Origin of the sequence: Anabaenopsis sp. FSS-46 (assembly GCF_029891665.1) — a bacterium.
Lineage (GTDB): Bacteria > Cyanobacteriota > Cyanobacteriia > Cyanobacteriales > Nostocaceae > Anabaenopsis > Anabaenopsis arnoldii.
Genome location: NZ_JANQDG010000041.1, coordinates 1 through 21,586 on the forward strand (window position 1 = coordinate 1; position 21,586 = coordinate 21,586).

The 21,586-nt window shown below is 45.0% G+C and carries 22 protein-coding genes and 2 tRNA genes; 15 read left to right on the forward strand and 9 right to left on the reverse strand.

Annotated elements, in window-relative coordinates:
* The 5 genes from NWP21_RS04175 to NWP21_RS04195 all read right to left on the reverse strand — a co-directional run.
* On the reverse strand, positions 1–2,108 hold a 2,108-nt coding region (locus tag NWP21_RS04175), incomplete at its 3' end, for a hypothetical protein (protein WP_280791726.1).
* 66 nt (positions 2,109–2,174) lie between these two features.
* Entirely contained in the window at positions 2,175–2,516 is a 342-nt protein-coding gene (locus NWP21_RS04180) for a type II toxin-antitoxin system PemK/MazF family toxin (protein WP_280791727.1), read from the reverse strand.
* Positions 2,516–2,761 carry a hypothetical protein gene (locus tag NWP21_RS04185; protein WP_200988388.1) on the reverse strand — a complete coding sequence of 82 codons (246 nt, stop codon included), beginning with the start codon at positions 2,759–2,761 and terminating at the stop codon, positions 2,516–2,518. The genes NWP21_RS04180 and NWP21_RS04185 overlap by 1 nt, the downstream gene beginning before the upstream one ends.
* A gap of 166 nt (positions 2,762–2,927) precedes the next feature.
* On the reverse strand, positions 2,928–3,284 hold the full coding sequence (locus NWP21_RS04190; RefSeq protein WP_348519752.1) for a hypothetical protein: 357 nt from the start codon (positions 3,282–3,284) through the stop codon (positions 2,928–2,930).
* Between the two features lie 214 nt (positions 3,285–3,498).
* Complete coding sequence (locus tag NWP21_RS04195) at positions 3,499–3,633, reverse strand: hypothetical protein (RefSeq protein ID WP_280791728.1); 135 nt, start codon at positions 3,631–3,633, stop codon at positions 3,499–3,501.
* 44 nt (positions 3,634–3,677) lie between these two features.
* On the opposite strand from NWP21_RS04195, the gene NWP21_RS04200 reads away from it, so the two are divergent.
* The 11 genes from NWP21_RS04200 (at position 3,678) to NWP21_RS04250 (ending at position 14,291) form a co-directional block, all read left to right on the forward strand.
* On the forward strand, positions 3,678–4,424 hold the full coding sequence (locus tag NWP21_RS04200; RefSeq protein ID WP_280791729.1) for a Uma2 family endonuclease: 747 nt from the start codon (positions 3,678–3,680) through the stop codon (positions 4,422–4,424).
* 45 nt (positions 4,425–4,469) lie between these two features.
* Positions 4,470–5,651 carry a class I SAM-dependent methyltransferase gene (locus NWP21_RS04205; RefSeq protein ID WP_280791730.1) on the forward strand — a complete coding sequence of 394 codons (1,182 nt, stop codon included), beginning with the start codon at positions 4,470–4,472 and terminating at the stop codon, positions 5,649–5,651.
* A 209-nt stretch (positions 5,652–5,860) separates the two neighbouring features.
* Positions 5,861–6,301 (forward strand): ATP synthase subunit I, encoded by a 441-nt coding sequence (locus NWP21_RS04210; RefSeq protein WP_280791731.1) that lies wholly within the window; start codon positions 5,861–5,863, stop codon positions 6,299–6,301.
* Between the two features lie 102 nt (positions 6,302–6,403).
* Entirely contained in the window at positions 6,404–7,156 is a 753-nt protein-coding gene (gene atpB, locus NWP21_RS04215) for a F0F1 ATP synthase subunit A (protein ID WP_271732563.1), read from the forward strand.
* A 99-nt stretch (positions 7,157–7,255) separates the two neighbouring features.
* Entirely contained in the window at positions 7,256–7,501 is a 246-nt protein-coding gene (gene atpE, locus NWP21_RS04220; protein ID WP_271732565.1) for an ATP synthase F0 subunit C, read from the forward strand.
* A 121-nt stretch (positions 7,502–7,622) separates the two neighbouring features.
* Positions 7,623–8,114 (forward strand): F0F1 ATP synthase subunit B', encoded by a 492-nt coding sequence (locus NWP21_RS04225; RefSeq protein WP_271732567.1) that lies wholly within the window; start codon positions 7,623–7,625, stop codon positions 8,112–8,114.
* A gap of 131 nt (positions 8,115–8,245) precedes the next feature.
* The gene (locus NWP21_RS04230; protein WP_280791732.1) at positions 8,246–8,809 is read left to right on the forward strand and encodes a F0F1 ATP synthase subunit B; all 564 of its coding nucleotides are present in this window, start codon (positions 8,246–8,248) and stop codon (positions 8,807–8,809) included.
* A complete protein-coding gene (atpH, locus tag NWP21_RS04235) occupies positions 8,806–9,360 on the forward strand; it encodes an ATP synthase F1 subunit delta (protein WP_271732571.1) in 555 nt (184 codons plus the stop codon). Before NWP21_RS04230 ends, atpH begins: the two co-directional genes overlap by 4 nt.
* A 95-nt stretch (positions 9,361–9,455) precedes the next feature.
* On the forward strand, positions 9,456–10,976 hold the full coding sequence (gene atpA, locus NWP21_RS04240; RefSeq protein ID WP_271732573.1) for a F0F1 ATP synthase subunit alpha: 1,521 nt from the start codon (positions 9,456–9,458) through the stop codon (positions 10,974–10,976).
* A 79-nt stretch (positions 10,977–11,055) separates the two neighbouring features.
* A complete protein-coding gene (locus tag NWP21_RS04245; RefSeq protein WP_280791733.1) occupies positions 11,056–12,003 on the forward strand; it encodes a F0F1 ATP synthase subunit gamma in 948 nt (315 codons plus the stop codon).
* A gap of 341 nt (positions 12,004–12,344) precedes the next feature.
* Positions 12,345–14,291 carry a protein phosphatase 2C domain-containing protein gene (locus tag NWP21_RS04250; RefSeq protein WP_280791734.1) on the forward strand — a complete coding sequence of 649 codons (1,947 nt, stop codon included), beginning with the start codon at positions 12,345–12,347 and terminating at the stop codon, positions 14,289–14,291.
* Positions 14,292–14,490: 199 nt separating this feature from the next.
* Here NWP21_RS04250 and NWP21_RS04255 read toward each other — a convergent pair whose 3' ends face one another.
* The 3 genes from NWP21_RS04255 to NWP21_RS04265 form a co-directional block, all read right to left on the reverse strand.
* Complete coding sequence (locus NWP21_RS04255) at positions 14,491–15,870, reverse strand: PrsW family glutamic-type intramembrane protease (protein WP_280791735.1); 1,380 nt, start codon at positions 15,868–15,870, stop codon at positions 14,491–14,493.
* A gap of 568 nt (positions 15,871–16,438) precedes the next feature.
* Positions 16,439–16,510, reverse strand: a tRNA-Thr gene (locus NWP21_RS04260).
* A gap of 82 nt (positions 16,511–16,592) precedes the next feature.
* Positions 16,593–16,678, reverse strand: a tRNA-Tyr gene (locus NWP21_RS04265).
* Positions 16,679–16,948: 270 nt separating this feature from the next.
* On the opposite strand from NWP21_RS04265, the gene grpE reads away from it, so the two are divergent.
* The 4 genes from grpE to rsgA all read left to right on the forward strand — a co-directional run bounded on the left by grpE (position 16,949) and on the right by rsgA (position 20,825).
* On the forward strand, positions 16,949–17,689 hold the full coding sequence (gene grpE / locus NWP21_RS04270) for a nucleotide exchange factor GrpE (RefSeq protein ID WP_280791739.1): 741 nt from the start codon (positions 16,949–16,951) through the stop codon (positions 17,687–17,689).
* A gap of 669 nt (positions 17,690–18,358) precedes the next feature.
* Positions 18,359–19,486: a molecular chaperone DnaJ gene (dnaJ, locus tag NWP21_RS04275; RefSeq protein ID WP_271732579.1), complete on the forward strand. Its 1,128-nt coding sequence runs from the start codon at positions 18,359–18,361 to the stop codon at positions 19,484–19,486.
* Entirely contained in the window at positions 19,486–19,746 is a 261-nt protein-coding gene (locus NWP21_RS04280; protein ID WP_271732580.1) for a sulfurtransferase TusA family protein, read from the forward strand. Before dnaJ ends, NWP21_RS04280 begins: the two co-directional genes overlap by 1 nt.
* A 14-nt stretch (positions 19,747–19,760) precedes the next feature.
* Positions 19,761–20,825, forward strand: a complete 1,065-nt coding sequence (gene rsgA / locus NWP21_RS04285) for a small ribosomal subunit biogenesis GTPase RsgA (RefSeq protein ID WP_280791737.1) — start codon at positions 19,761–19,763, stop codon at positions 20,823–20,825.
* A gap of 35 nt (positions 20,826–20,860) precedes the next feature.
* Here the strand turns inward: rsgA and NWP21_RS04290 are convergent, their stop codons facing one another.
* Positions 20,861–21,163, reverse strand: coding sequence for an acylphosphatase (locus NWP21_RS04290; RefSeq protein WP_280791738.1), 303 nt, complete (start codon positions 21,161–21,163; stop codon positions 20,861–20,863).
* Between the last annotated feature and the right edge of the window lie 423 nt (positions 21,164–21,586).

Here is a 21,586-nt window from a genome sequence, read left to right on the forward strand (position 1 = left end):
TTGTCCCCACTCCCACTAGCTAGGGTTTGACCATCGGGGCTGAATCCTACAGACGAAACCGGTTCAGAATGACCGGTGAGGGTGTGGCGAACCTTACCTGTCCTCACATCCCACAGTTTGATAGTCTTGTCCACACTCCCACTAGCCAGGGTTTGACCATCGGGGCTGAATCCTAAAGAATAAACCGGGCTAGAATGACCGGTGAGGGTGTGACGAACCTTACCTGTCTGCACATCCCACAGTTTGATAGTGTTGTCCAAACTCCCACTAGCCAGGGTTTGACCATCGGGGCTGAATCCTAAAGAATAAACCGAGCTAGAATGACCAGTGAGGGTATGGCGAACCTTACCGGTCCTCACATCCCACAGGTTGATAGTGTAGTCCCCACCCCCACTAGCCAGGGTTTGACCATCGGGGCTGAATCCTACAGACGAAACCGAGTTAGAATGACCGGTGAGGGTGTGGCGAAGTTTACCTGTCTTCACATCCCACAGTTTGATAGTGTTGTCCCCACCCCCACTAGCCAGGGTTTGACCATCGGGGCTGAATCCTACAGACAAAACCCAGTTAGAATGACCGGTGAGGGTGCGGCGAACCTTACCTGTCCTCACATCCCACAGTTTGATAGTCTTGTCCCAACTCCCACTAGCCAGGGTTTGACCATCGGGGCTGAATGCTACAGAATAAACCTCCTTAGAATGTCCGGTGAGGGTGTGGCGAACCTTACCTGTGGTCACATCCCACAGTTTGATAGTGTTGTCACAACTCCCACTAGCCAGGGTTTGACCATCCGGGCTGAATCCTACAGAAAAAACCGGTTCAGAATGACCGGTGAGGGTGTGGCGAAGCTTACCTGTCCTCACATCCCACAGTTTGATAGTCTTGTCCACACTCCCACTAGCCAGGGTTTGACCATCCGGGCTGAATCCTACAGACCAAACCGAGTCAGAATGACCAGTGAGGGTTGTGGGTGAAAAGTTACTACCGGGTGAGGTTGTAACTTTTACTGGGGATGTTTGAGTCGTTGCAGTGGTTACAGGTTGGCTCTGGGGTGCATAATTAGGAGGGGACGGCTGGACTTTTACACTCCCTGGAAAAATCTCAACCCCAATTTTACTAACGCGATCGCACCAATAGCAGCTACCATAACTTTGGCTATAGTAATGACTGTCAATCTGGTTACAGGGTATTAAACTTTCACTAGCAACTTTTAACGCCTGCAACCATTCCTGTGCACTGGGGCGTAAATCAGGATTTTTATACCCATCATTAAAGCATCTGAGAAAACAACTTTTTACCTGTGGATGGAGAATTTCTAGGGGTATGGTTCTATCTACGGGTTCCAGTAACTGATGGTGAGAATATAGCCATATACCCTGACTAATATATTCACCAGGTTCTGGCGGTTCCCCTGCACCTTTCCACCTCCCCGCATATGGACTCTGACCACTGAATAATAATTGATATATAATCATCCCCAAGCGAAATCGGTCATGGATTTCCGTTTGCTCAATGGTTGCAAAGTCCTGACCAATTAACTCCGGTGGTGTGTACTCAGGGGTTCCCACCAAGCAACGGTAAACTTTACCAGTTTGAGGATGACGCACCTGAAAAGAATCTGTATCAATAATTGAAGGTAAAGCCCGATCATTGACTAAAATATTTTGCGGCTTAATATCACCTAACACATACCCTTTATCGTGTAATGCCCCTATAATTGACACAATATTCAGGGCTGTGTAGTGGAAAAACCGCCAGTCAGCCGGTAGTTTACATACTTTGTTGCGACGTGTGGGGTTGTAAACATCATAAATTTCTTCCCCTCCCCGAATTTCCTCCATTAAAAAGCCCACCAAATTACCCTGAGCATTTTTGAGGACTGACCGAGGCCAAGCGAAAGAAATATGATTGATGTGGCGATTTGGATCAGACGGTGGATAGTCGAGCATCACCGCTAACTTTTGCATTCGTTCCGGTGTGGACTGATGATAAATTTTAGCTAAATAACCACTGTGATCAGTCCGCCAAACTTTAGCTTCACCACTATTAGCCAGTTCAGTCAGGAGATTAATTGATTTACCGGTACTAGCACAAATTAGGCGGGTCATAAATGGTAATTTACTGTTGTTTAAATGCAAGGTAGATAAAAGTCTCAGAAACGCCCCTATTTTCTACTACAATCCCATTAGGATTCTCAGCCTATCTTCAACCAATGTCAGTATTTCCGGCGATACAGTTCCCCATCGCTTTTCCAGGCGTTCTACTGAGATTGATCTTACGTCCTCGCACTTGATAAAACTTTGTATTTTCACTCCTCCCTCTGGAGGTTTAACTGTGACATGAAAAGGGATTCCCTTGTCTTTAGAAGTTACTGGCAAAACAACAACTAAGCCAGAGGCACCCCGATTAAACAGGTCTACTGAAATAACTAAACATGGACGCTTACCAGCTTGTTCATGCCCTCTTACTGGGTTAAGATCCACTGTCCATATTTCTCCTCTGGTAATTTCCGCCACTACCTTTCTACTCCATCAGCGAGAGTTTGTTCCCATGTTTGCCTTTCAGAAATTTCCTCTTGCCATAAATCCTCATTTTTCCTCAAGGCGGCGAAGGCTTCATTTGCCTGAACTAGGAAAACATATCTGCGATAATTTTCAATGGCTTTGTCTAATACTGTTTGAAGCGTCTCTCCAGAGGAGTCAACCAGTGCCAAGAGACTTTTGTGAGCAGCGTCACTAATGCTAACTTTTAATTCAGGCATACTTTTCTGTACTAGGTTGTGTTAAAGCTATTATAACTATCAAATCACAAGTATCTATTAGAGGTTGTTTGATCACTTTTCAGCCATAATTTTCATCACATCTTCACCCCATTTATCACCCCATTTAATTGATTAAATCCAGTTCCCTCCCCTTACAAGGGGAGGGTTAGGGTGGGGTCAAGCAATGGCTTTTATATGCTTGCTTGCGTTGTTCCAACAAATCCAAACCATATTCAATGGCCTCACCCATGGGGGTTAAACCCTCTGCTCTTAACTGGGGGGGTGTAAAACCGGTAATACTCACAAAGTCCTGTGTCAGCCGCACCGGTCCAAAGGTGACAATAGCCACATCTACACTCATTGATGCTTGTCCATCTTTAAGCACATCAGCTTGAAAGGTAGCAAGACCTCTATTTAACTCTTCAATGGGTCTGCCTGACATAGAGCCAGATACATCAAGTAATAGTACCACAGGGCAGCGATTTTCTGGGTTATCGGCAAATTCAGGCATTCCTAAAGCCATTGAGATACTCCTAGTGTAGTGTCTTCCAATACTTAATACTTAATTAAGATTGTATGACAATTTTAGCTTTTAGTGTAGGAGTTAACTTAAATTTTTTTACCTGAACTGTGTAAACTCTGTAAGAGGTTGTTTGATAAGTTTTTCATAGGGAACAGGGAACAGGGAACACACAAAAAACAATCAAATCAAATCCCCTCCCCTTACAAGCAGAGGGTTAGGGGGGGTCAATATTTGATACACTATTCATGATAATGATAACTTTTAAAACATCCTGTAAATATTCTCCCAATAGATTATTTACACTTCCCTCGGTCAGGCGATCGCCTAGCCATGATTTAACCCTGATCATTCAAGTTCAGTAATTCCGTCAGCAGCACAGGAGAGTAAATGAAGATGCATCAAACAGACTCGCCCTTACCTCCGCAAGAAACACTACCAACTATGTATGATTTACCAAGCGAAAATCAGGAGGAGCCGGGTTTGCCAGACGAGTTTCACCTTTTACAATCTGAATTACTGCGCAGCACCTTTCGCCCCCCTAGTTATCCAGAAGATAATATTTTTACAGCCAGCGATTTAAACTTATACTACCACCCCCTACATAGCCAATGGTATAAACGCCCAGACTGGTTTGCAGTCTTGGGGGTATCGCGGTTTCATCACCAAACAGACCTACGGTTAAGTTATGTGACTTGGCAGGAGGGAACTAATCCTTTTGTGGTAGTTGAACTCATATCACCAGGTACGGAAGCAGAAGATTTAGGACCCAGATCACAGGTCAACCAACCACCTAATAAATGGTCAGTGTATGAGCAAATTTTGAGAGTCCCCTATTATTTTGTCTTCAACCGTTATACTAACGAGTTGCAATGTTTTGGGTTAATGATGAACCGCTATCAACCTCTACCTATGAATGGGGGAGGGCTATGGTTAGAAGAACCAAAACTCGGTTTAGGACTGTGGAAAGGAGAATACCAAGGGTTAACCAGATTGTGGTTACGTTGGTATGACGGGGATAATAATTGGATACCTACACCCGCAGAACAGGAAAAACAACGGGCTGATTCCGCTGAGTTACGACTGGCTAGGTTGTTTCACCTGATACAAACCCAAGGAATTGGTTTACCTGATGATGAATAATTCTCCCAATCAGCTAAACTCAAAAATGCTGCGTTTTTCCTGATTATGTCCGACTCCCAAACTGTTAGTACTGCTGTTGCTAAACTCTACGATACTTATCCCTTCCCCCCAGAACCCATATTAGATGAGCCTCCCCCTGGGTATAATTGGCGCTGGAATTGGTCAGCTGCTTACAATTTCTGCACGGGACGTAAACCAGTAAAGCAAGATATCCGCATTTTAGATGCGGGTTGTGGTTCCGGTGTGGGGACGGAATATTTAGTACACCTCAACCCCCAAGCTCAGGTGGTGGCTATTGATTTAAGTGCGGGTACTTTGGAAGTGGCTAAAAAACGCTGTCAAAGTTCCGGTGCTGACCGGGTGGAGTTTCATCACCTGAGCTTGTATGATGTGGCACAGTTACCCGGTGAGTTTGATTTAATTAACTGTGTGGGGGTTCTGCATCATTTACCTGACCCCGTTCGCGGTCTCCAAGCTTTAGCCACAAAACTCGCCCCCGGTGGACTGATGCACATTTTTGTTTATGGGGAGTTGGGACGTTGGGAAATTCAACTCATGCAAAAGGCGATCGCCCTGGTTCAAGGTGAGAAAAAAGGCGATTACCGTGATGGGGTACAAGTGGGGCGACAAATATTCGCCGCATTACCAGAAAATAACCGAATTGTCAAGCGGGAAAAACAACTCTGGTCATTAGAGAACCACAAGGATGAATGTTTTGCCGATATGTACCTTCATCCCCAGGAGATTGATTACAATATTGATACACTGTTTGAATTAATTGATGCTTGTGGTTTAGAGTTTACCGGTTTTTCTAATCCAGGATTTTGGCAGTTAGATAGACTCCTAGCCAAAGCCCCAGATATTATCCAACGGGTGGAAAGTTTGAGCGATCGCCAAAAATACCGCCTGATAGAATTACTAGACCCAGAAGTTACCCATTATGAATTTTTCCTCAGTCGCCCCCCCCTAGTCAAATCCGACTGGTCAGAGGATAACTCAATCTTACAAGCCACTCCCGAACTTAACCCTTGTCTTGATGGATTCCCAAGTAAATGTATATTTAATTACAACTATCAAGTAATAAACCTGTCAGACCCAGAGTTAGAATTTCTGCAAAACTGTGATGGTAACTTAACCGTGGGGGAAATTTTAGCCACAGTGGAAATCACCTTAAAACAAATCAGGACACTCCTGGAACAACAGGTAATTATATTAACACCACTTTAATTAAAGCAGTAATTTTAGTCCTGTTACAGTACCATGAATGTGAAAAAAAAGCAATAAACATCAACAAGACATAGCGGGACTTCTACCCCCAGTCTGATCATGACAAGAAGTTAATTGTTTTTTTCTAAAGTATTGTTACCTGATCATGATATGATTCAGCTGACTGAATGTGCAGTCATTACAAGTTAGCTGTACTGGTTTCAAGTCTCGTGAGCTTGTCTGAAGATTCAATTGACCCCACTGCGACAACACAACAAGATGGGAAATCTGGTTTTGAGGACACAGAACCAGCCAACTCTTCCATGGCAGAGTTTTATCGACTCTATCGGGAACTGTTGCTCATCACACTTGCCTTAACGGGGATAATTTTTGTCTCTGTGTGGATTGGCTATTCTCTTAACATTGCCCTGAATTATTTGTTAGGGGCGTGCGCAGGTGTGCTTTACTTGAAAATGTTGTCCAGAGATGTTGAGCGTTTAGGTCGAGAAAAACAGTCCCTGAGTAAAACCCGGCTAGCACTACTAGTCATCCTAATCTTGCTAGCATCGCGGTTAAACCAACTCCAAATACTCCCCATCTTCCTGGGGTTTCTCACCTACAAAGCCACACTCATCATCTACGTCATCAAAACGGCTTTTGTCTCCGACTAGCCAGAGTCACAAAAAACCAAACCGCGTCAGGGACATCCCCACCGCAAAAACAAGCTACTCCTATCCAACCAAGACAGGAGAACCCATTGATATGCAAAGAAAATGCTCAATTTTCTGAACCCCTACACCTTCCCCCTCGCGGAACTGGAAGTAGGAAAACATCTATACTGGCAAATAGGCAACCTCAAGCTGCACGGTCAGGTTTTTCTCACCTCATGGTTTGTGATTGGCGTCCTGGTGCTAGCCTCCCTCGCAGCAAGCAGTAACATCAAAAGAATCCCCAGCGGTATCCAAAACCTCATGGAATACGCCCTCGAATTTATTCGAGACCTAGCGAAAAACCAAATAGGTGAAAAAGAATATCGCCCCTGGGTACCCTTTGTTGGCACCTTGTTCTTATTCATCTTCGTCTCAAATTGGTCAGGAGCCTTAGTTCCATTCAAATTGATTCACTTACCAGAAGGTGAACTAACAGCACCCACCAGCGACATCAACACCACAGTCGCCTTAGCACTGCTCACATCCCTAGCATATTTTTATGCAGGATTCAGCAAAAAAGGCTTGGGGTACTTTGGCAACTACGTACAACCAGTATCGTTCATGTTGCCATTCAAAATTATCGAAGATTTCACCAAACCCCTGTCCCTCAGCTTCCGGTTATTCGGTAACATTTTGGCTGATGAACTGGTGGTTGGTGTGTTGGTACTACTAGTACCCCTATTTGTACCCTTACCAGTAATGGCTTTGGGGCTATTCACTAGCGCCATTCAAGCGCTCATCTTCGCCACCCTAGCGGCCGCCTACATCGGCGAAGCTATGGAAGACCACCACGGCGAAGAACACGAGGGACATTAAAAACCCTCAAACATCAATCTGTCAGTTTGTTGCTTGTAATAACTAACAGACGACAACATCTAGACCCATTCAAACCCATAAAGTAAGGAAAAAAATATCATGGATTCATTAGTTGCTGCCGCTTCCGTCCTAGCTGCTGCTCTCGCTGTTGGTTTAGCTGCAATCGGACCTGGTATTGGTCAAGGTAACGCTGCTGGACAAGCGGTAGAAGGTATAGCCCGTCAGCCAGAAGCAGAAGGCAAAATCCGCGGCACATTACTACTGAGCTTGGCATTCATGGAAGCTCTAACCATCTACGGACTAGTAGTAGCTCTAGTACTATTGTTTGCTAACCCCTTCTCATAATCAGTACTAAATCTTAAGTACTGAGTGCTGAGTACTGAGTCAAAGCCAAGTTAAACACCTTTAACTCACAGCTGAACAACTCAGGACTCAGGACTAATATATTAGAGAGAAAATAGCAACCATGACACACTGGATCTCATTATTAGCAGTAGAAGAACTGGCCAAAGAAGGGGGACTGTTTGACCTAGACGCCACCCTTCCCTTAATGGCAATTCAATTTCTAATTCTAGCCCTACTCCTAAACGCAACACTCTACAAGCCCCTGGGTAACGCCATTGATGGCCGGAATGACTACATCCGCAACAATCAACTAGAAGCACAGGAACGCTTATCTAAAACCGAGAAACTAGCAGAGCAATATGAACAAGCTCTAGCGGGTGCTAGAAAAGAAGCACAGAAAATTATTGCGGATGCTCAAACAGAGGCACAAAAAATTGCAGCCGAGAAAATAGCGGCAGTGCAACGACAAGCCCAAGTAGAGAAAGAACAAGCAGCCAGTCAAATTGAGCAGCAAAAACAAGAAGCCTTCGCTTCATTAGAGCAACAAGTAGACACCCTCAGCCGCCAAATACTAGAAAAGCTCCTAGGAGCAGACCTAGTTAGTCGCAGCTAAGGAAAAATCAACTTGGAATCATTAACTGACCTAAAAGACACCCCCGCCCTTAGAAACCGGAAGGCTGAAGGTGTCTAATTAAGGATGTCAGTAATCTTAAACCTTGGCAGCGCCGTTGTGGATGAAAAATCATGGGGACTTTTTTACCGTTGATGGCGGAAGCGATCGCCGTCGGAACTGACCTAACAGAGGCAAGTGAACATAGTGGTTTTAGTCTAAATACTAATATATTTGACACAAACCTAATTAACCTTGCCATTATTATTACAGTGCTGTTAGTTTTCGGACGCAAAGTACTAGGTACAACCCTAAAAACTCGTCGCGACAACATCGAAACAGCAATTAAAAACGCCGAGCAACGCGCCGCTCAAGCAGCGCAGCAACTCAAACAAGCACAGCAGAACCTAGAAGCAGCCCAAGCAGAAGCGCAAAGAATCAAACAAGCCGCTCAAGCCACCGCCCAAGCGGCAGCAGAGGCGATATTAGCTCAAGCGGCTATAGATATTGAACGCCTACAAGCAGCAGGAGCAGCAGACCTCAACGCAGACCTGAACAAAGCGATCGCCCAGTTACAGCAACGGGTAGTTGCTCAAGCACTGCAAAAAGTTGAATCAGAACTTAAAAGCGGTATAGCTCAAGAGACGCAGACAATCTTGATTGACCGCAGCATTGCCCAACTAGGAGGCGAAGCATGACCAGTAAAATAGCTACAGACGAAATAGCCAGCCCTTATTCCCAAGCTCTTCTATCCCTAGCCCAATCAAAAAACTTCACAGAAGAGATTGGCGCAGATGCACGCAGCTTATTAGCCCTATTCCAGGAAAATCAGGACCTACAGAACTTCATTGCTAACCCCTTTATTAAAGGCGAAAACAAAAAAGTTCTGATTAGACAAATACTTGGCGAAAGTGGTAACCCCTACCTACGTAACTTCCTGTTGTTACTAGTAGACAAACGCCGCATAGCCTTTCTGGAAGCAGTATTAAACCAGTACTTGGTTTTACTGCGACAACTAAATCAAACAGCGCTAGCAGAAGTAATCTCAGCAGTTCCCCTGAGTGAAGCTCAACAGCAAGCAGTAGTAGAAAAAGTTCTCAGCATCACCAACGCCCGCCAAGTGGAGCTACAAACCAAAATAGATAGCGACTTAATTGGTGGTGTAATCATTAAAGTCGGTTCCCAAGTAATTGATGCTAGCCTCCGCGGTCAGTTGCGCCGTCTTTCTTTGCGCTTAACTGGTAATTAGTCACGCATCGTTCACCGTTGACAGTTCACCGTTAACCGCAAAACACAGTCAACAGTCAATCGTCAACCAACCACCAAACAAAACAATATAGACTTATGAGTATTTCAATTAGACCGGACGAAATCAGCAGCATTATTCAGCAGCAAATCGAGCAATACGACCAAGAGGTTAAGGTTGCTAATGTTGGTACAGTTCTTCAAGTAGGTGACGGTATCGCCCGCATCTATGGACTAGAAAAAGCCATGGCTGGGGAACTCCTGGAATTTGAAGATGGTACCGTAGGTATCGCCCAAAACTTAGAAGAAGACAACGTGGGCGCTGTGCTTATGGGTCAAGGGCTGAATATCCAAGAGGGTAGCTCTGTGACCGCCACCGGGAGAATTGCTCAGGTTCCGGTAGGTGAAGCCATGATTGGCCGCGTAGTCAACGCTTTGGGTCTTCCCATCGACGGGAAGGGAGATATTAACACCACCGAAACTCGGTTAATTGAATCCCCAGCCCCCGGTATCATCGCCCGTCGGTCTGTACATGAACCCATGCAAACCGGTATCACCGCTATTGACTCTATGATTCCTGTGGGTCGGGGTCAACGGGAATTAATCATTGGTGACCGTCAAACAGGTAAAACGGCGATCGCCATCGACACCATCATCAACCAAAAATCAGAAGATGTAATTTGTGTCTATGTAGCCATCGGTCAAAAAGCCTCCACTGTAGCTAACGTCGTCCAAACCCTCCAAGAAAAAGGCGCTATGGATTACACCGTAGTCGTCGCCGCCAACGCCAGCGACCCCGCCACCCTCCAATACCTCGCCCCCTACACAGGAGCCACCATAGCCGAGTACTTCATGTACAAAGGTAAAGCCACCTTAGTAGTCTATGATGACCTATCTAAGCAAGCCCAAGCCTATCGCCAAATGTCTCTCCTGCTCCGTCGCCCACCCGGACGGGAAGCATACCCCGGTGATGTATTCTACATCCACTCCCGCCTATTAGAACGCGCCGCCAAACTCAGCGACGAGTTAGGTAAGGGTAGTATGACTGCTCTCCCCATTATTGAAACTCAAGCTGGTGACGTTTCGGCATATATCCCCACCAATGTAATTTCTATTACTGATGGTCAGATATTCTTGTCCTCCGACCTATTCAACGCCGGGATTCGTCCCGCAGTTAACCCCGGTATCTCTGTATCCCGCGTTGGTTCCGCCGCCCAAACCAAAGCCATGAAAAAGGTTGCCGGTAAGGTTAAGTTAGAATTAGCCCAGTTTGACGACCTCCAAGCCTTCGCTCAGTTTGCTTCTGACTTAGACAAAGCCACCCAAGACCAACTAGCACGGGGTGCAAGATTACGGGAACTACTCAAACAGCCCCAAAATGCTCCTCTGTCTGTATACGAGCAGGTAGCAATTCTATATGCTGGTATTAATGGTTATCTAGATGATATCCCCACAGAGAAAGTAACTAGCTTTACCAAGGGACTCAGAGAATACCTAAAGACTGGTAAGCCTGAGTATACCGAAGCAGTCAGCACCAAAAAGGCACTAGGTGACGAGGAAGAAACCGCCCTCAAAGCTGCGCTGCTTGAATATAAGAAGACCTTCCAAGCAACAGCGTAATGGGTTCACTATTGACCTTTTTACTGTGTAAAAAGTCAATAGTTACCCGTCAACCGTCAACCGTCAACCGTCAACCAACATGCCCAATCTCAAAGCAATACGCGATCGCATTCAGTCGGTCAAAAACACCAAAAAAATCACAGAAGCCATGCGACTCGTAGCAGCTGCTAGAGTCCGTCGCGCCCAAGAACAAGTCACCGCCACCCGTCCCTTCGCTGACCGCCTCGCACAGGTGTTGTATGGTTTGCAAACCCGTCTCCGGTTTGAAGACGTAGACCTACCCCTACTCAAAAAACGGGAAGTTAAAACCGTAGGACTATTAGTAATTGCCGGCGATCGCGGTTTATGTGGCGGTTACAATACTAATATTATCCGTCGGGCAGAAAACCGTGCTAAGGAACTGCAAGCGGAAGGTGTAAGTTACAAGTATGTCTTGGTGGGACGTAAAGCCATTCAGTATTTCCAACGGCGCTCACAACCTATTGATGGGACTTACACAGGCTTGGAACAAATTCCTACAGCAGCAGAAGCTACAGAAATTGGTGACCAACTGCTTTCTTTATTTCTTTCCGAAAGTGTTGACAGGATAGAATTAATCTATACCAGGTTTGTCTCTTTGGTTAGCTCCCGTCCTGTGGTTCAAACTTTATTACCTTTAGACCCTCAAGGTTTGGAAGCGCCAGATGATGAAATTTTTCGCCTCACTACCCGTGGGGGTCAGTTTGAGGTGGAACGGCAAAGGGTAACTAGCCAAGTTCGTCCTTTACCCCGGGATATGATTTTTGAGCAAGACCCTGTACAAATTCTGGATTCTTTATTACCCTTGTATCTGAGTAATCAGCTATTGCGCGCTCTGCAAGAGTCCGCAGCTAGTGAGTTAGCCGCCCGGATGACGGCGATGAATAATGCTAGTGACAACGCTGGGGAGTTGATTAAAACTCTTTCCTTGTCCTACAACAAAGCTAGACAAGCGGCTATTACCCAAGAGCTTTTAGAGGTTGTGGGTGGTGCTGAGGCATTAAGTTAACCTTAAGTTAACCAGTTTCTAATTGTCGCCGGCAGTAATCAGGCATACTAGTAGAGACGTTCTCGGTAATGTCTCTACATTAATCTTAATTCCCAACTTTCCTGTTTCCTGTTTCCTGTTCCCTGTTCCCTGTTCCCTGTTCCCTGTTCCGGTGTTCCGGTGTTCCGGTGTTCCGTTTGTATTATGGCTGAGGCTACCCCCGGCTTTTTGGTTTGTAAACTTGATTTCGAGCTAAGGTATTAGTCAAATGCGTTCACTGTTGACAGTGCACTGTTAACTGAAAAATACAGCCAACCGTCAACTGTTAACCGTCAACTGTCACGCTGATCAGTCCCAACACTATGGAAAATGAAGCGGTAACGCTCTACTGCCCAAATCAAGATTGTCTGGCCGCTAACCCTTTAAATCACAAGTTCTGCCAGCAATGCTCCGCACCCCTCCCGAAACGATATCTGTGGGCTGTGGGGGATGTTCTGAATATGGGTAGCCCTGGAGATGTATTAGGCGATCGCTATTTAGTTATTCAAAATAATATCCTTTTAGATACAAAGCCAGGAATACTACCGCAAATGCCTGACTTAGGGAAGCTCCATGGGAGTTCTCTTGAGCAGATAAAAGTTTATTTGAGACTATTTCCCCATAGATTAAACATACCACAGATATATGGCATACTGCCTGGGTATGGAGCCGCTTCAGATAAGCCAATTTTACTTTTAGAACAGCCGCCTTTATACTCGGTTGATTCCCCACTCCAGGTGCAGCTATATCCCCAGTTAACCACAGCCTGGCATCAGGCTTCCTCTATGCGTCAACTTAACTGGTTATGGCAAATAGCCCATCTGTGGCAACCTTTCCACAGTCAGGGGGTAGCTAGTAGTTTAATAGATGCTGATGTCCTCCGAGTCGCTGGACCTTTAGTCCGCCTGTTGCAGTTGCGGTTTGATGCTCACAAATCCCCAAGTTTACGCCAATTAGGCAAATTTTGGCAACAACTACTGCCCCAATCCCTACCACCTGTAGCTGATTTTATTCGGGAGATTAGTAATTTTTTGATTGAGGGGAGGATTAGTTCCCCAGATGTTTTAATTGCAGTTTTAGATCAAGGTCTGGCACAGTTGGGCGCATCACAAACCCTCACCGTCCAGATGACCACTCTCACTGACACCGGTCCTAAACGTGAACGCAACGAAGACGCTTGCTACCCGAACAGCGGCACGGTGGTGACTATGCCCCCACAGGACTCTGCTTTAGCCATAGTCTGTGACGGCATCGGCGGACACCAAGGGGGGAATATTGCTTCTAACTTAGCCATTGAAAGCATCTCTCAACAGTTACAGGAGGTGACTGATTTAACGGTTCGACTCCGCTCACCGACCACTGAAGATCCTCTGGAACCTTCCCGAATCTTAGCTATTCTGGATGATGCCGTGGCTGTGGCTAATGACAAAATTAGCGATCGCAATGACAGTGAACATCGTCAAGCCCGTCAACGTATGGGTACAACTCTGGTCATGGCTTTACCTGTGGGACATGAAATGTACCTTACTCATGTCGGTGATAGCCGCGCTTACTGGGTGACGCGAGAGGGTTGTTATCAAGTCACTTTAGATGATGATCTAGCTTCCCGCGAGGTGAGGTTGGGGTATGCTGTTTATCGTGAGGCTGTAGGGAACCGTGGGGCTGGTTCTTTGATACAAGCTCTGGGTATGAGTGGTAGTAGCTCATTACATCCTACTTCCCAGCGGTTTATTCTGGATGAAGAGGGGATTTTTTTACTGACTTCAGATGGACTGAGTGATTTTGACCGTGTAGAAGACTATTGGCAAACGGAAATTTTACCAATTTTGACTGGTGAAGATGATATTATTTCAGTGGCGAATAAATTGGTAGAACTTGCTAATACTAAAAATGGACATGATAATGTTACTTTGGCTTTAATACATTATAAAGTACAATATTCTGATAGTTTGTCTGGCGTAGCCACACCAGATTTAACTTTAAAGGCAGTTATTCCAGATATTTCCTCTGTGTCGGCAGCAAGTTCTGGAACTCAGGAGTTACACCCCACTCTATTAGAGGGTAGCCATAACCAAAAAACTCAAGTAATATCTAAAATTCAGTCCAGTGGGCTTGCTAAATTACCTTTAAACCTACTTGTGCTGTCCTTGTTGCTGGTTTTAGCTGGTTTACTAGGATATTGGATGATGCAGTTGAGATACCGCTCTAATATTCCTACCCCTGAAACACCGCAAACTCCTAGTAATTCTCAACCTGCTCAAAGCCAGTAACCTCAAAGTGTAAAATTATCTTCCTAATTGGATCTGTGGTATGGTTAGTACCAAAGATTATTTAGGTGATTATTTATAGCCTTTTTCAGGCTCATGAAGTACACACCAATTCCCTATTCCCTATTCCCTGTTCGGTGTGTTCCCTGTTCCCTCAAACTAAAAAAAATTGTACCTCACGAGCATGGGAAATGCTATATTGTTATTTATCACCAATAAAGCGGGTGGCAAAATTTTGCGATCGCGTTGGTGATAGTACCCGCGCTTTCAAAATCGCCGCCATCAAGAACGCATAAGACAATACCCCCACCACTACCAAAAATAAACCATTGATTGATCCTGTTGCATTCCACAAAGCATGAAGTGCAGATGCGCTTAGATAACCAATAGAGAGAATCTGCCAACTCATCCGGGGTTTGAGAACAGCCAACCCAATAAAATAGCCCAAGTAGCCACTATAAGCCATGTGTCCGGCTACGGAGCCTAAAATTCGCGGAATTAGTAGTTGAAACCCAGCTAATTGCCCAGCCGCCCCTATGCCCACCTGTTGAGCCACATTTTGGGTAATATCTGGTACATATTGTCCTAAAGTTTCCAGTAGGGTAAAACCCACAGCGGAGGCGGTTCCCAGGAGAATGCCATCTAAAGGTTCCCAAATACCAATGCGTTCTCGCCAAGGTGAGGGTAAGTTACGACCTATAAAATACGCGCTGATTAAAGGTAATGCTTTGAGCAATTCTTCCATCAACCCCGCACCGAAGAACATCCTGATCAGCAATTCTGTAAAGGTGATAGACTCTTGAGGAGAAGGTAAGTTACCTGGTAGAATCACCCGAAACACAAAGATAAATAAATCCAACAGGGGACTAAGTAAAATCAAGGTTGTCGTTAATGCAGTCCCCATTAGCACCCACCAAGACTTCTGTTTACCGCAAAGTTGGTAAACAAAATAGTAAGCAGCTGATGCTATGTAAGTGGCGACTATTACCTGATTAATCTGGGGCTGACCGACAGTGGCAAACATCATCACCACAAATATTACTGTCAATATTCCCGGTATTAGATAAGCTTTACGAGTTAAATCTTTACCTGTGGAAATAATCGGAAACAGTTGCGTAAAGCTAACTGAATCAGGTTGTTTTAAATATGTATGGGGGTGGCTTTTTGAAGCCGATGGTAGCGGTTTGACTACGTTGGTCATTACCGTAGGTTGAGAAATTAAGTCATACTCAAAAATAAATTCCGGACCATCAGAACCCAGGGAAATGTGATCGCCAGGGTGCAATTCTTGACACTCAGACAGGCGTTTGCCATTTAAAAAAGTCCCATTAGCACTATTTAAATCACAAATTACCCAGCTAAATTTGTGTTCTGGGGATGAGGAGAGGGGACGAACCACGGCATGACGACGAGATACCATCCGATACATCATGGCATCCAAGACAACTTGGCAGGTTGGGTCGCGTCCAATTACCGCCTCTTTACTGGTGAGCAGCGAATAGCGAGAACCTGCTGCGGGAGCTGCTGCATTACCAGACACTAGCCGCAGAAATGCATTATGTCTTGTGTTTTTGCCTGTCATTTAGTTAGGGTGTCTTTCCAAACAAATTCATAACAACTAATATGGCTTGAGAACTTAATCTCAGCGACGCTTACAGCAGCATTGCTAAATACACTATAGCTTTACTTACAGCTAAGAAACTTTAAAGCTGATTTAAGATTTAAAATTGCTTAACTCACTAGTACCAAGCATTCTAGCTAATCAAATTATTTTCTGTGCTGTATTTGTCAAATATATTATTTAAACTTTATCGATTCTATAGATTAGAAAATTCAATCCCCTCAAATCTTAGTAGTATTTAAAACATTTTTTTAATCGGATAATAATTGTTTGAGACTAACATTTTCTAACTTTATAGCATTTCCCATGCTCGTGAGGTACAATTTTTTTTAGTTTGAGGGAATAGGGAATAGAGAATAGGGAATTGGTGTGTACTTCAGCATTAAAAAGGCTATATTCATGGAGTTACAAAGTTTTTTAGTTTGAGGGAACACACCGAACAGGGAACAGGGGAAAAAATGGGTGTGTACTTCAGCATTAAAAAGGCTTTATACCGCCTTTTGCTGAGGAATATTTTTGTTTAGATAAAAGCCCGTGACGAGGATTGAACTCGTGACCTCACCCTTACCAAGGGTGTGCTCTACCACTGAGCCACACGGGCAAAAAAATTGATTTTTGGGTTGAGAGCTATAAAACAGTGAAATTACCAGTCACTGAATAATTATAGCTCACAACTTGAGAAGTGGTGGGCCGGGCTGGATTTGAACCAGCGTAGGCGCTAGCCAACGGATTTACAGTCCGTCTCCATTAACCACTCGGACACCGACCCATTTGTCTCACGATTACTAACATTAGCACCGGCTTCGAGAAATTGCAAGGGGGTAACCAAAAATATTTGACTCATTGCTGAAAATTCTGGTATTCCTAACCTAGCCCTCGTTCGGTATACCGCCCCCATGGTGTCTACCCTAACTTGTTCACCATTTGTCACAATAAAAAGACTGTTACATCAGTTCCAGGAAAATATCGGCCAAAAATTAGCCTCAGTTGTCAGCTGTGGTGACGCTATGCCATAAAAATAATTTGGGACGAGTAGACAATCATGGACGAAAATAAACAGGTAAACAATACAAGCCAGCAATTGGGTGAACCAATAGAGGTATCAATGACGAGTGACTCACCAGCCCCTACCAACCCTAACGTATCTGGCGCAGGGTGGTTTCCTGATCAAGTGACAACACCAGATAAACTATCGGAAGATACAACCATTTCACCAGAAAATGGTGTTCCTGCCACTGATACAACTGAATTAGAAACCGCTGCTGTAGCGGAATTGACTCAACAAATTGAATCCCTCAAAGTGCAACTAGAAGAACGCGGTACTCAATATATGAGGATTGCCGCAGATTTTGAAAATTACCGCAAACGTACCAGCAAAGAAAAAGAAGATCTGGATTTGCAAGTGAAGCGGAATACTATTTTGGAATTGCTCCCCATAGTTGATAATTTTGAGCGGGCGCGAGCGCACCTCAAGCCACAAACTGATGGTGAGATGACAATTCACAAAAGTTATCAAGGGGTTTATAAACAATTAGTAGAATCTCTCAAACGCCTGGGTGTATCACCAATGCGTCCAGAAGGGGAACAGTTTGACCCCAATGTCCATGAAGCGGTTATGCGGGAAGCAACGGATGAACATCCCGAAGGAACAGTTTTAGAAGAGTTAGTACGTGGATACTACTTAGGCGATCGCGTGCTGCGCCATTCAATGGTCAAGGTAGCAGCGCCCAAGGAAGACACATCACCCGTACAACAAGATCAGTCTTCAGCTAAAAGTTAAACTGTAGTTACTGGTGTCGCATTTTAAATTGGGGTATGACCAGTCATCCCCGGGCTGCATATGCTTGTGGGTGGAGTGAATCTAAAATACTCATTGCCCTTCCTAGGGCGGTAATAAGACCAATGTCAACTACCTACACTCGCCCTTCCGGGGAGTGTAGGCTTCTGCTAGATGGGGGGGTTATCATGGACTAGAGATCCCCAGAGTAGAATGTCAGCAAACAGCGGTGGGGGGTTTTCCGTACCTAATTGTGCGGCTAGCTCCTATAGTTGATCAGCAAAGGTTTACCCTGGGAAGTAGCACAATTGTACAAGAGACAGTTTATTGTCCAACTTTGGCTATTTGTGTGGTTTGCTTTTAATTTACTGCATCTTTTTATGAAAGGTAAAAGGTAAAATCGATAATATATTAATATGAATATTAATAAAAATTAACTTTTTATTTCTGCCTAGTTTCCGGCAAGCCGCCCTTCAAAGAACACTAAGTTATCCAAAGCAGTCACCTGAGGGAGTTTTTGCCCCCAGGACAACAACCGGAGTAAAGATTTTCCTGACTGGCATACTGTTACTAGTAGCGAGTCCTCCAGGATATGACTTACCCTAGGATAGCAAGTGTCTGTGGCGTTGATTGCCTTGTTGCTTTCTTCCTCCTAACTTTTACCTTTGCTATATGGCCCGCGACTATTATGAAATTCTGGGTGTCTCTCGTGACGCCGACAAAGAAGACATCAAACAAGCTTACCGCCGTTTAGCCCGGAAGTATCACCCAGATGTGAACAAAGAACCGGGAGCCGAAGATCGGTTTAAGGAAATTAACCGCGCTTATGAAGTGCTTTCTGAGCCGGAGATTCGAGAACGATATAACCGTTTTGGTGAAGCTGGTATTTCCGGTGGCGCAGGCGCAGGCTTCCAAGACATGGGCGATATGGGCGGCTTTGCCGATATCTTTGAAAGTATTTTCAGTGGCTTCGCTGGTGGCGGTATGGGCGGTCAAACGCAACGGCGGCGCAGCGGACCAGTACGGGGTGACGACTTAAGGTTAGACCTGAAGTTAGAGTTTCGCGAAGCTGTATTTGGTGGGGAAAAAGAAATTCGCATTTCCCATTTAGAGGTCTGTGGTGTCTGTAATGGTTCGGGTGCTAAACCAGGTACTCGCCCTCGTACCTGTTCCACTTGTGGCGGTTCGGGTCAAGTCCGGCGTGTGACTAGAACACCTTTTGGTAGCTTTACTCAAGTCTCAACTTGTCCTACCTGTAACGGTACGGGAACAGTGATTGAAGATAAATGTGATGCTTGTGATGGTAAAGGGACAAATCAAATACCCAAAAAACTAAAAATTACCATTCCCGCAGGGGTAGACAATGGCACCCGTTTACGGATCTCCCAAGAAGGGGATGCTGGTCAACGTGGCGGTCCGCCGGGGGATTTGTATGTCTACTTATTTGTGAATGAAGATGAATTATTCCAGCGGGATGGCATTAATATTCTCTCAGAAATTAAAATTAGCTACCTGCAAGCTATTTTAGGCTGCCGTTTGGAAGTAGAAACAGTAGAAGGTCCAGTGGAAATGGTTATCCCCGCCGGTACCCAGGCGAATACAGTCATGAAGCTGGAAAACCGGGGTGTGCCTCGTTTGGGCAATCCTGTCAGTCGCGGAGACCACCTGCTGACGATCTTAATTGACATTCCTACCAAGGTGACCCCCGAAGAACGGGAATTACTCGAAAAGCTCGCTAAAATTAAGGGAGACAGGACTGGTAAAGGTGGTCAAGGCTTCTTGGGGAATCTGTTTAAGTAATGAAATCTTCTCACCTTTCAACTCCCGATGCTCAACTTGACCTGCGTGGTACTCCTTGTCCGATTAATTTTGTGCGCACAAAATTATTCTTGGAAAAAATGCCGCCGGGAGGTTTGCTAGAAGTATGGCTAGATTCTGGAGAACCTATTGAGCAAGTCCCTGATAGCTTGACTATGGCAGGTTATCAGGTTGAGCAAATTACAGATTGCATGGGCTATTTTTCTTTGTTGGTAAGCCGTCCCGCTGCTGCTGGCCCATGACAACAGTCAAAACTATGCCAACTAATGGGCAGTTACTCGGTACGGTGTTAGCCGTGCAAGCCAATTTTTATCGCGTGCGGCTGGATGTAGAAGTAGGGGTTCTGGATGATCCAGCACCCCTTATCCTGCTTTGTACCCGCAGAACCCGCTTGAAAAAAATCGGACAACAGGTGATGGTGGGCGATCGCGTCATTATTTCTCAGCCAGATTGGTCTGGTGGTAGGGGCGCAGTTTCAGATGTTCTCCCCCGTGAAAGTCAATTAGACCGTCCAGCGATCGCCAATGTTGACCAAATCCTGCTAGCATTTGCGCTCACAGATCCACCCCTGGAGCCTTATCAACTAAGTCGGTTTCTGGTCAAGGCGGAATCTACTGATGTGGATGTGCTGTTATGTCTAAATAAAAGCGATTTAGTCTCGCCACAGGTACAACAGGAAATTAGCGATCGCCTGGAGGGATGGGGATATAAACCCCTATTTATCAGCGTCAAAAATGGTATTAATATTGACGAATTAACTAACTATCTGAATCATAAAATTACTGTCATTGCTGGGCCTTCTGGGGTGGGTAAATCCAGCCTGATTAATACCCTCATACCCACTCTTAACCTGCGAGTGGCAGAAGTTTCTGGTAAACTAGCACGTGGTCGCCATACAACGCGCCATACAGAATTATTTGAATTGCCAGGGGGTGGTCTACTTGCAGACACTCCCGGATTTAATCAACCGGATTTGGATTGTAGTCCAGAAGAACTAGTATATTACTTCCCAGAAGCTAGAGAGCGGTTAGCAGTGTCTAGCTGTCGATTTAGTGACTGTTTGCATCGAGACGAGCCTGATTGCGTGGTGCAGGGTGAGTGGGAAAGGTACGAACATTACTTAGAATTTTTAGAACAGGCGATCGCGCGTCAAACTCAGCTGCAACAACAAGCCGATCCTGAGTCAACACTGAAAATTAAAACCAAAGGTAAAGGTAAGCAGCAATATGAACCAAAGTTAGAGAGTAAAAAATATCGTCGCGTTTCCCGGAAGACACAGTTACAAGCATTAGAACAATTATATCAAGATGCGGAAGACTAACAGACAAGTTTTCACCTTTACCCGTCCAGGAGAGTTCAATCAAAAGGCTTAACTTCAAACCCCCGCAAACCTTGAGGTTTTTCATACTCAAGCACAACATCTTTGACCACTGCAGCAGGTGGTCCAGTGTGACACCAGCGAACCATCTGTTCTACAACCACCCGCGCTCCTTCAAAAACTGCTTCTACACGGTTATCGGGAAGATTCCGCACCCAACCGGTTAATCCCAACTGAGTCGCTGTGTCGACGGTAGCATAGCGATAGCCTACTCCTTGCACTCGACCGGAAATAAATACATGGGCGCGGACTATCTTGGGTAGTGGTGTAGGATTCGGCATAAACTGAATTGTCCCCCATTTAAACTGTATAACCTCAATAATTCTAACTCTTGTGGCATCGGCTTCTCCGCCGACCCCAACCTTGAAATGAGGTGCATTATATGAGTGCGCGGAGTGTCAATAAGATACTGATAATCTTTAAATACTTCTAAGAGGATGTTTGATAAGTTTTCAACAGGTAATTTTTATATTAGGGAACAGGGAAAAGGGAACACACCGAAGGATTGGGAAGGATTGGGTAACACACAAAAAACAATAAAATCCAGTCCCCTCCCCTTACAAGCTATCCATTACCCGGATCTTTCTTAACATTCGTGAGAGCGATCGCTCGCAAACCCCCAAACCTTAATCCTCCGTTGATGATTATCAATAAAATAAGGTTTTTATCAATAAGAATAAGGTACATTTTGTCAAGAGTAGGGA

Excerpts from the sequence above, each read along its gene's own strand:
- NWP21_RS04185 (WP_200988388.1), bottom strand. The coding sequence starts at position 2,761 with ATGCCTGAATTAAAAGTTAGCATTAGTGACGCTGCTCACAAAAGTCTC.
- NWP21_RS04190 (WP_348519752.1), bottom strand. The coding sequence starts at position 3,284 with ATGGCTTTAGGAATGCCTGAATTTGCCGATAACCCAGAAAATCGCTGC.
- NWP21_RS04195 (WP_280791728.1), bottom strand. The coding sequence starts at position 3,633 with ATGATCAGGGTTAAATCATGGCTAGGCGATCGCCTGACCGAGGGAAGT.
- NWP21_RS04200 (WP_280791729.1), top strand. The coding sequence starts at position 3,678 with ATGCATCAAACAGACTCGCCCTTACCTCCGCAAGAAACACTACCAACT.
- NWP21_RS04205 (WP_280791730.1), top strand. The coding sequence starts at position 4,470 with ATGTCCGACTCCCAAACTGTTAGTACTGCTGTTGCTAAACTCTACGAT.
- atpB (WP_271732563.1), top strand. The coding sequence starts at position 6,404 with ATGCTCAATTTTCTGAACCCCTACACCTTCCCCCTCGCGGAACTGGAA.
- atpE (WP_271732565.1), top strand. The coding sequence starts at position 7,256 with ATGGATTCATTAGTTGCTGCCGCTTCCGTCCTAGCTGCTGCTCTCGCT.
- NWP21_RS04225 (WP_271732567.1), top strand. The coding sequence starts at position 7,623 with ATGACACACTGGATCTCATTATTAGCAGTAGAAGAACTGGCCAAAGAA.
- NWP21_RS04230 (WP_280791732.1), top strand. The coding sequence starts at position 8,246 with ATGGGGACTTTTTTACCGTTGATGGCGGAAGCGATCGCCGTCGGAACT.
- atpH (WP_271732571.1), top strand. The coding sequence starts at position 8,806 with ATGACCAGTAAAATAGCTACAGACGAAATAGCCAGCCCTTATTCCCAA.
- atpA (WP_271732573.1), top strand. The coding sequence starts at position 9,456 with ATGAGTATTTCAATTAGACCGGACGAAATCAGCAGCATTATTCAGCAG.
- NWP21_RS04245 (WP_280791733.1), top strand. The coding sequence starts at position 11,056 with ATGCCCAATCTCAAAGCAATACGCGATCGCATTCAGTCGGTCAAAAAC.
- NWP21_RS04250 (WP_280791734.1), top strand. The coding sequence starts at position 12,345 with ATGGAAAATGAAGCGGTAACGCTCTACTGCCCAAATCAAGATTGTCTG.
- NWP21_RS04255 (WP_280791735.1), bottom strand. The coding sequence starts at position 15,870 with ATGACAGGCAAAAACACAAGACATAATGCATTTCTGCGGCTAGTGTCT.
- dnaJ (WP_271732579.1), top strand. The coding sequence starts at position 18,359 with ATGGCCCGCGACTATTATGAAATTCTGGGTGTCTCTCGTGACGCCGAC.
- NWP21_RS04280 (WP_271732580.1), top strand. The coding sequence starts at position 19,486 with ATGAAATCTTCTCACCTTTCAACTCCCGATGCTCAACTTGACCTGCGT.
- rsgA (WP_280791737.1), top strand. The coding sequence starts at position 19,761 with ATGCCAACTAATGGGCAGTTACTCGGTACGGTGTTAGCCGTGCAAGCC.
- NWP21_RS04290 (WP_280791738.1), bottom strand. The coding sequence starts at position 21,163 with ATGCCGAATCCTACACCACTACCCAAGATAGTCCGCGCCCATGTATTT.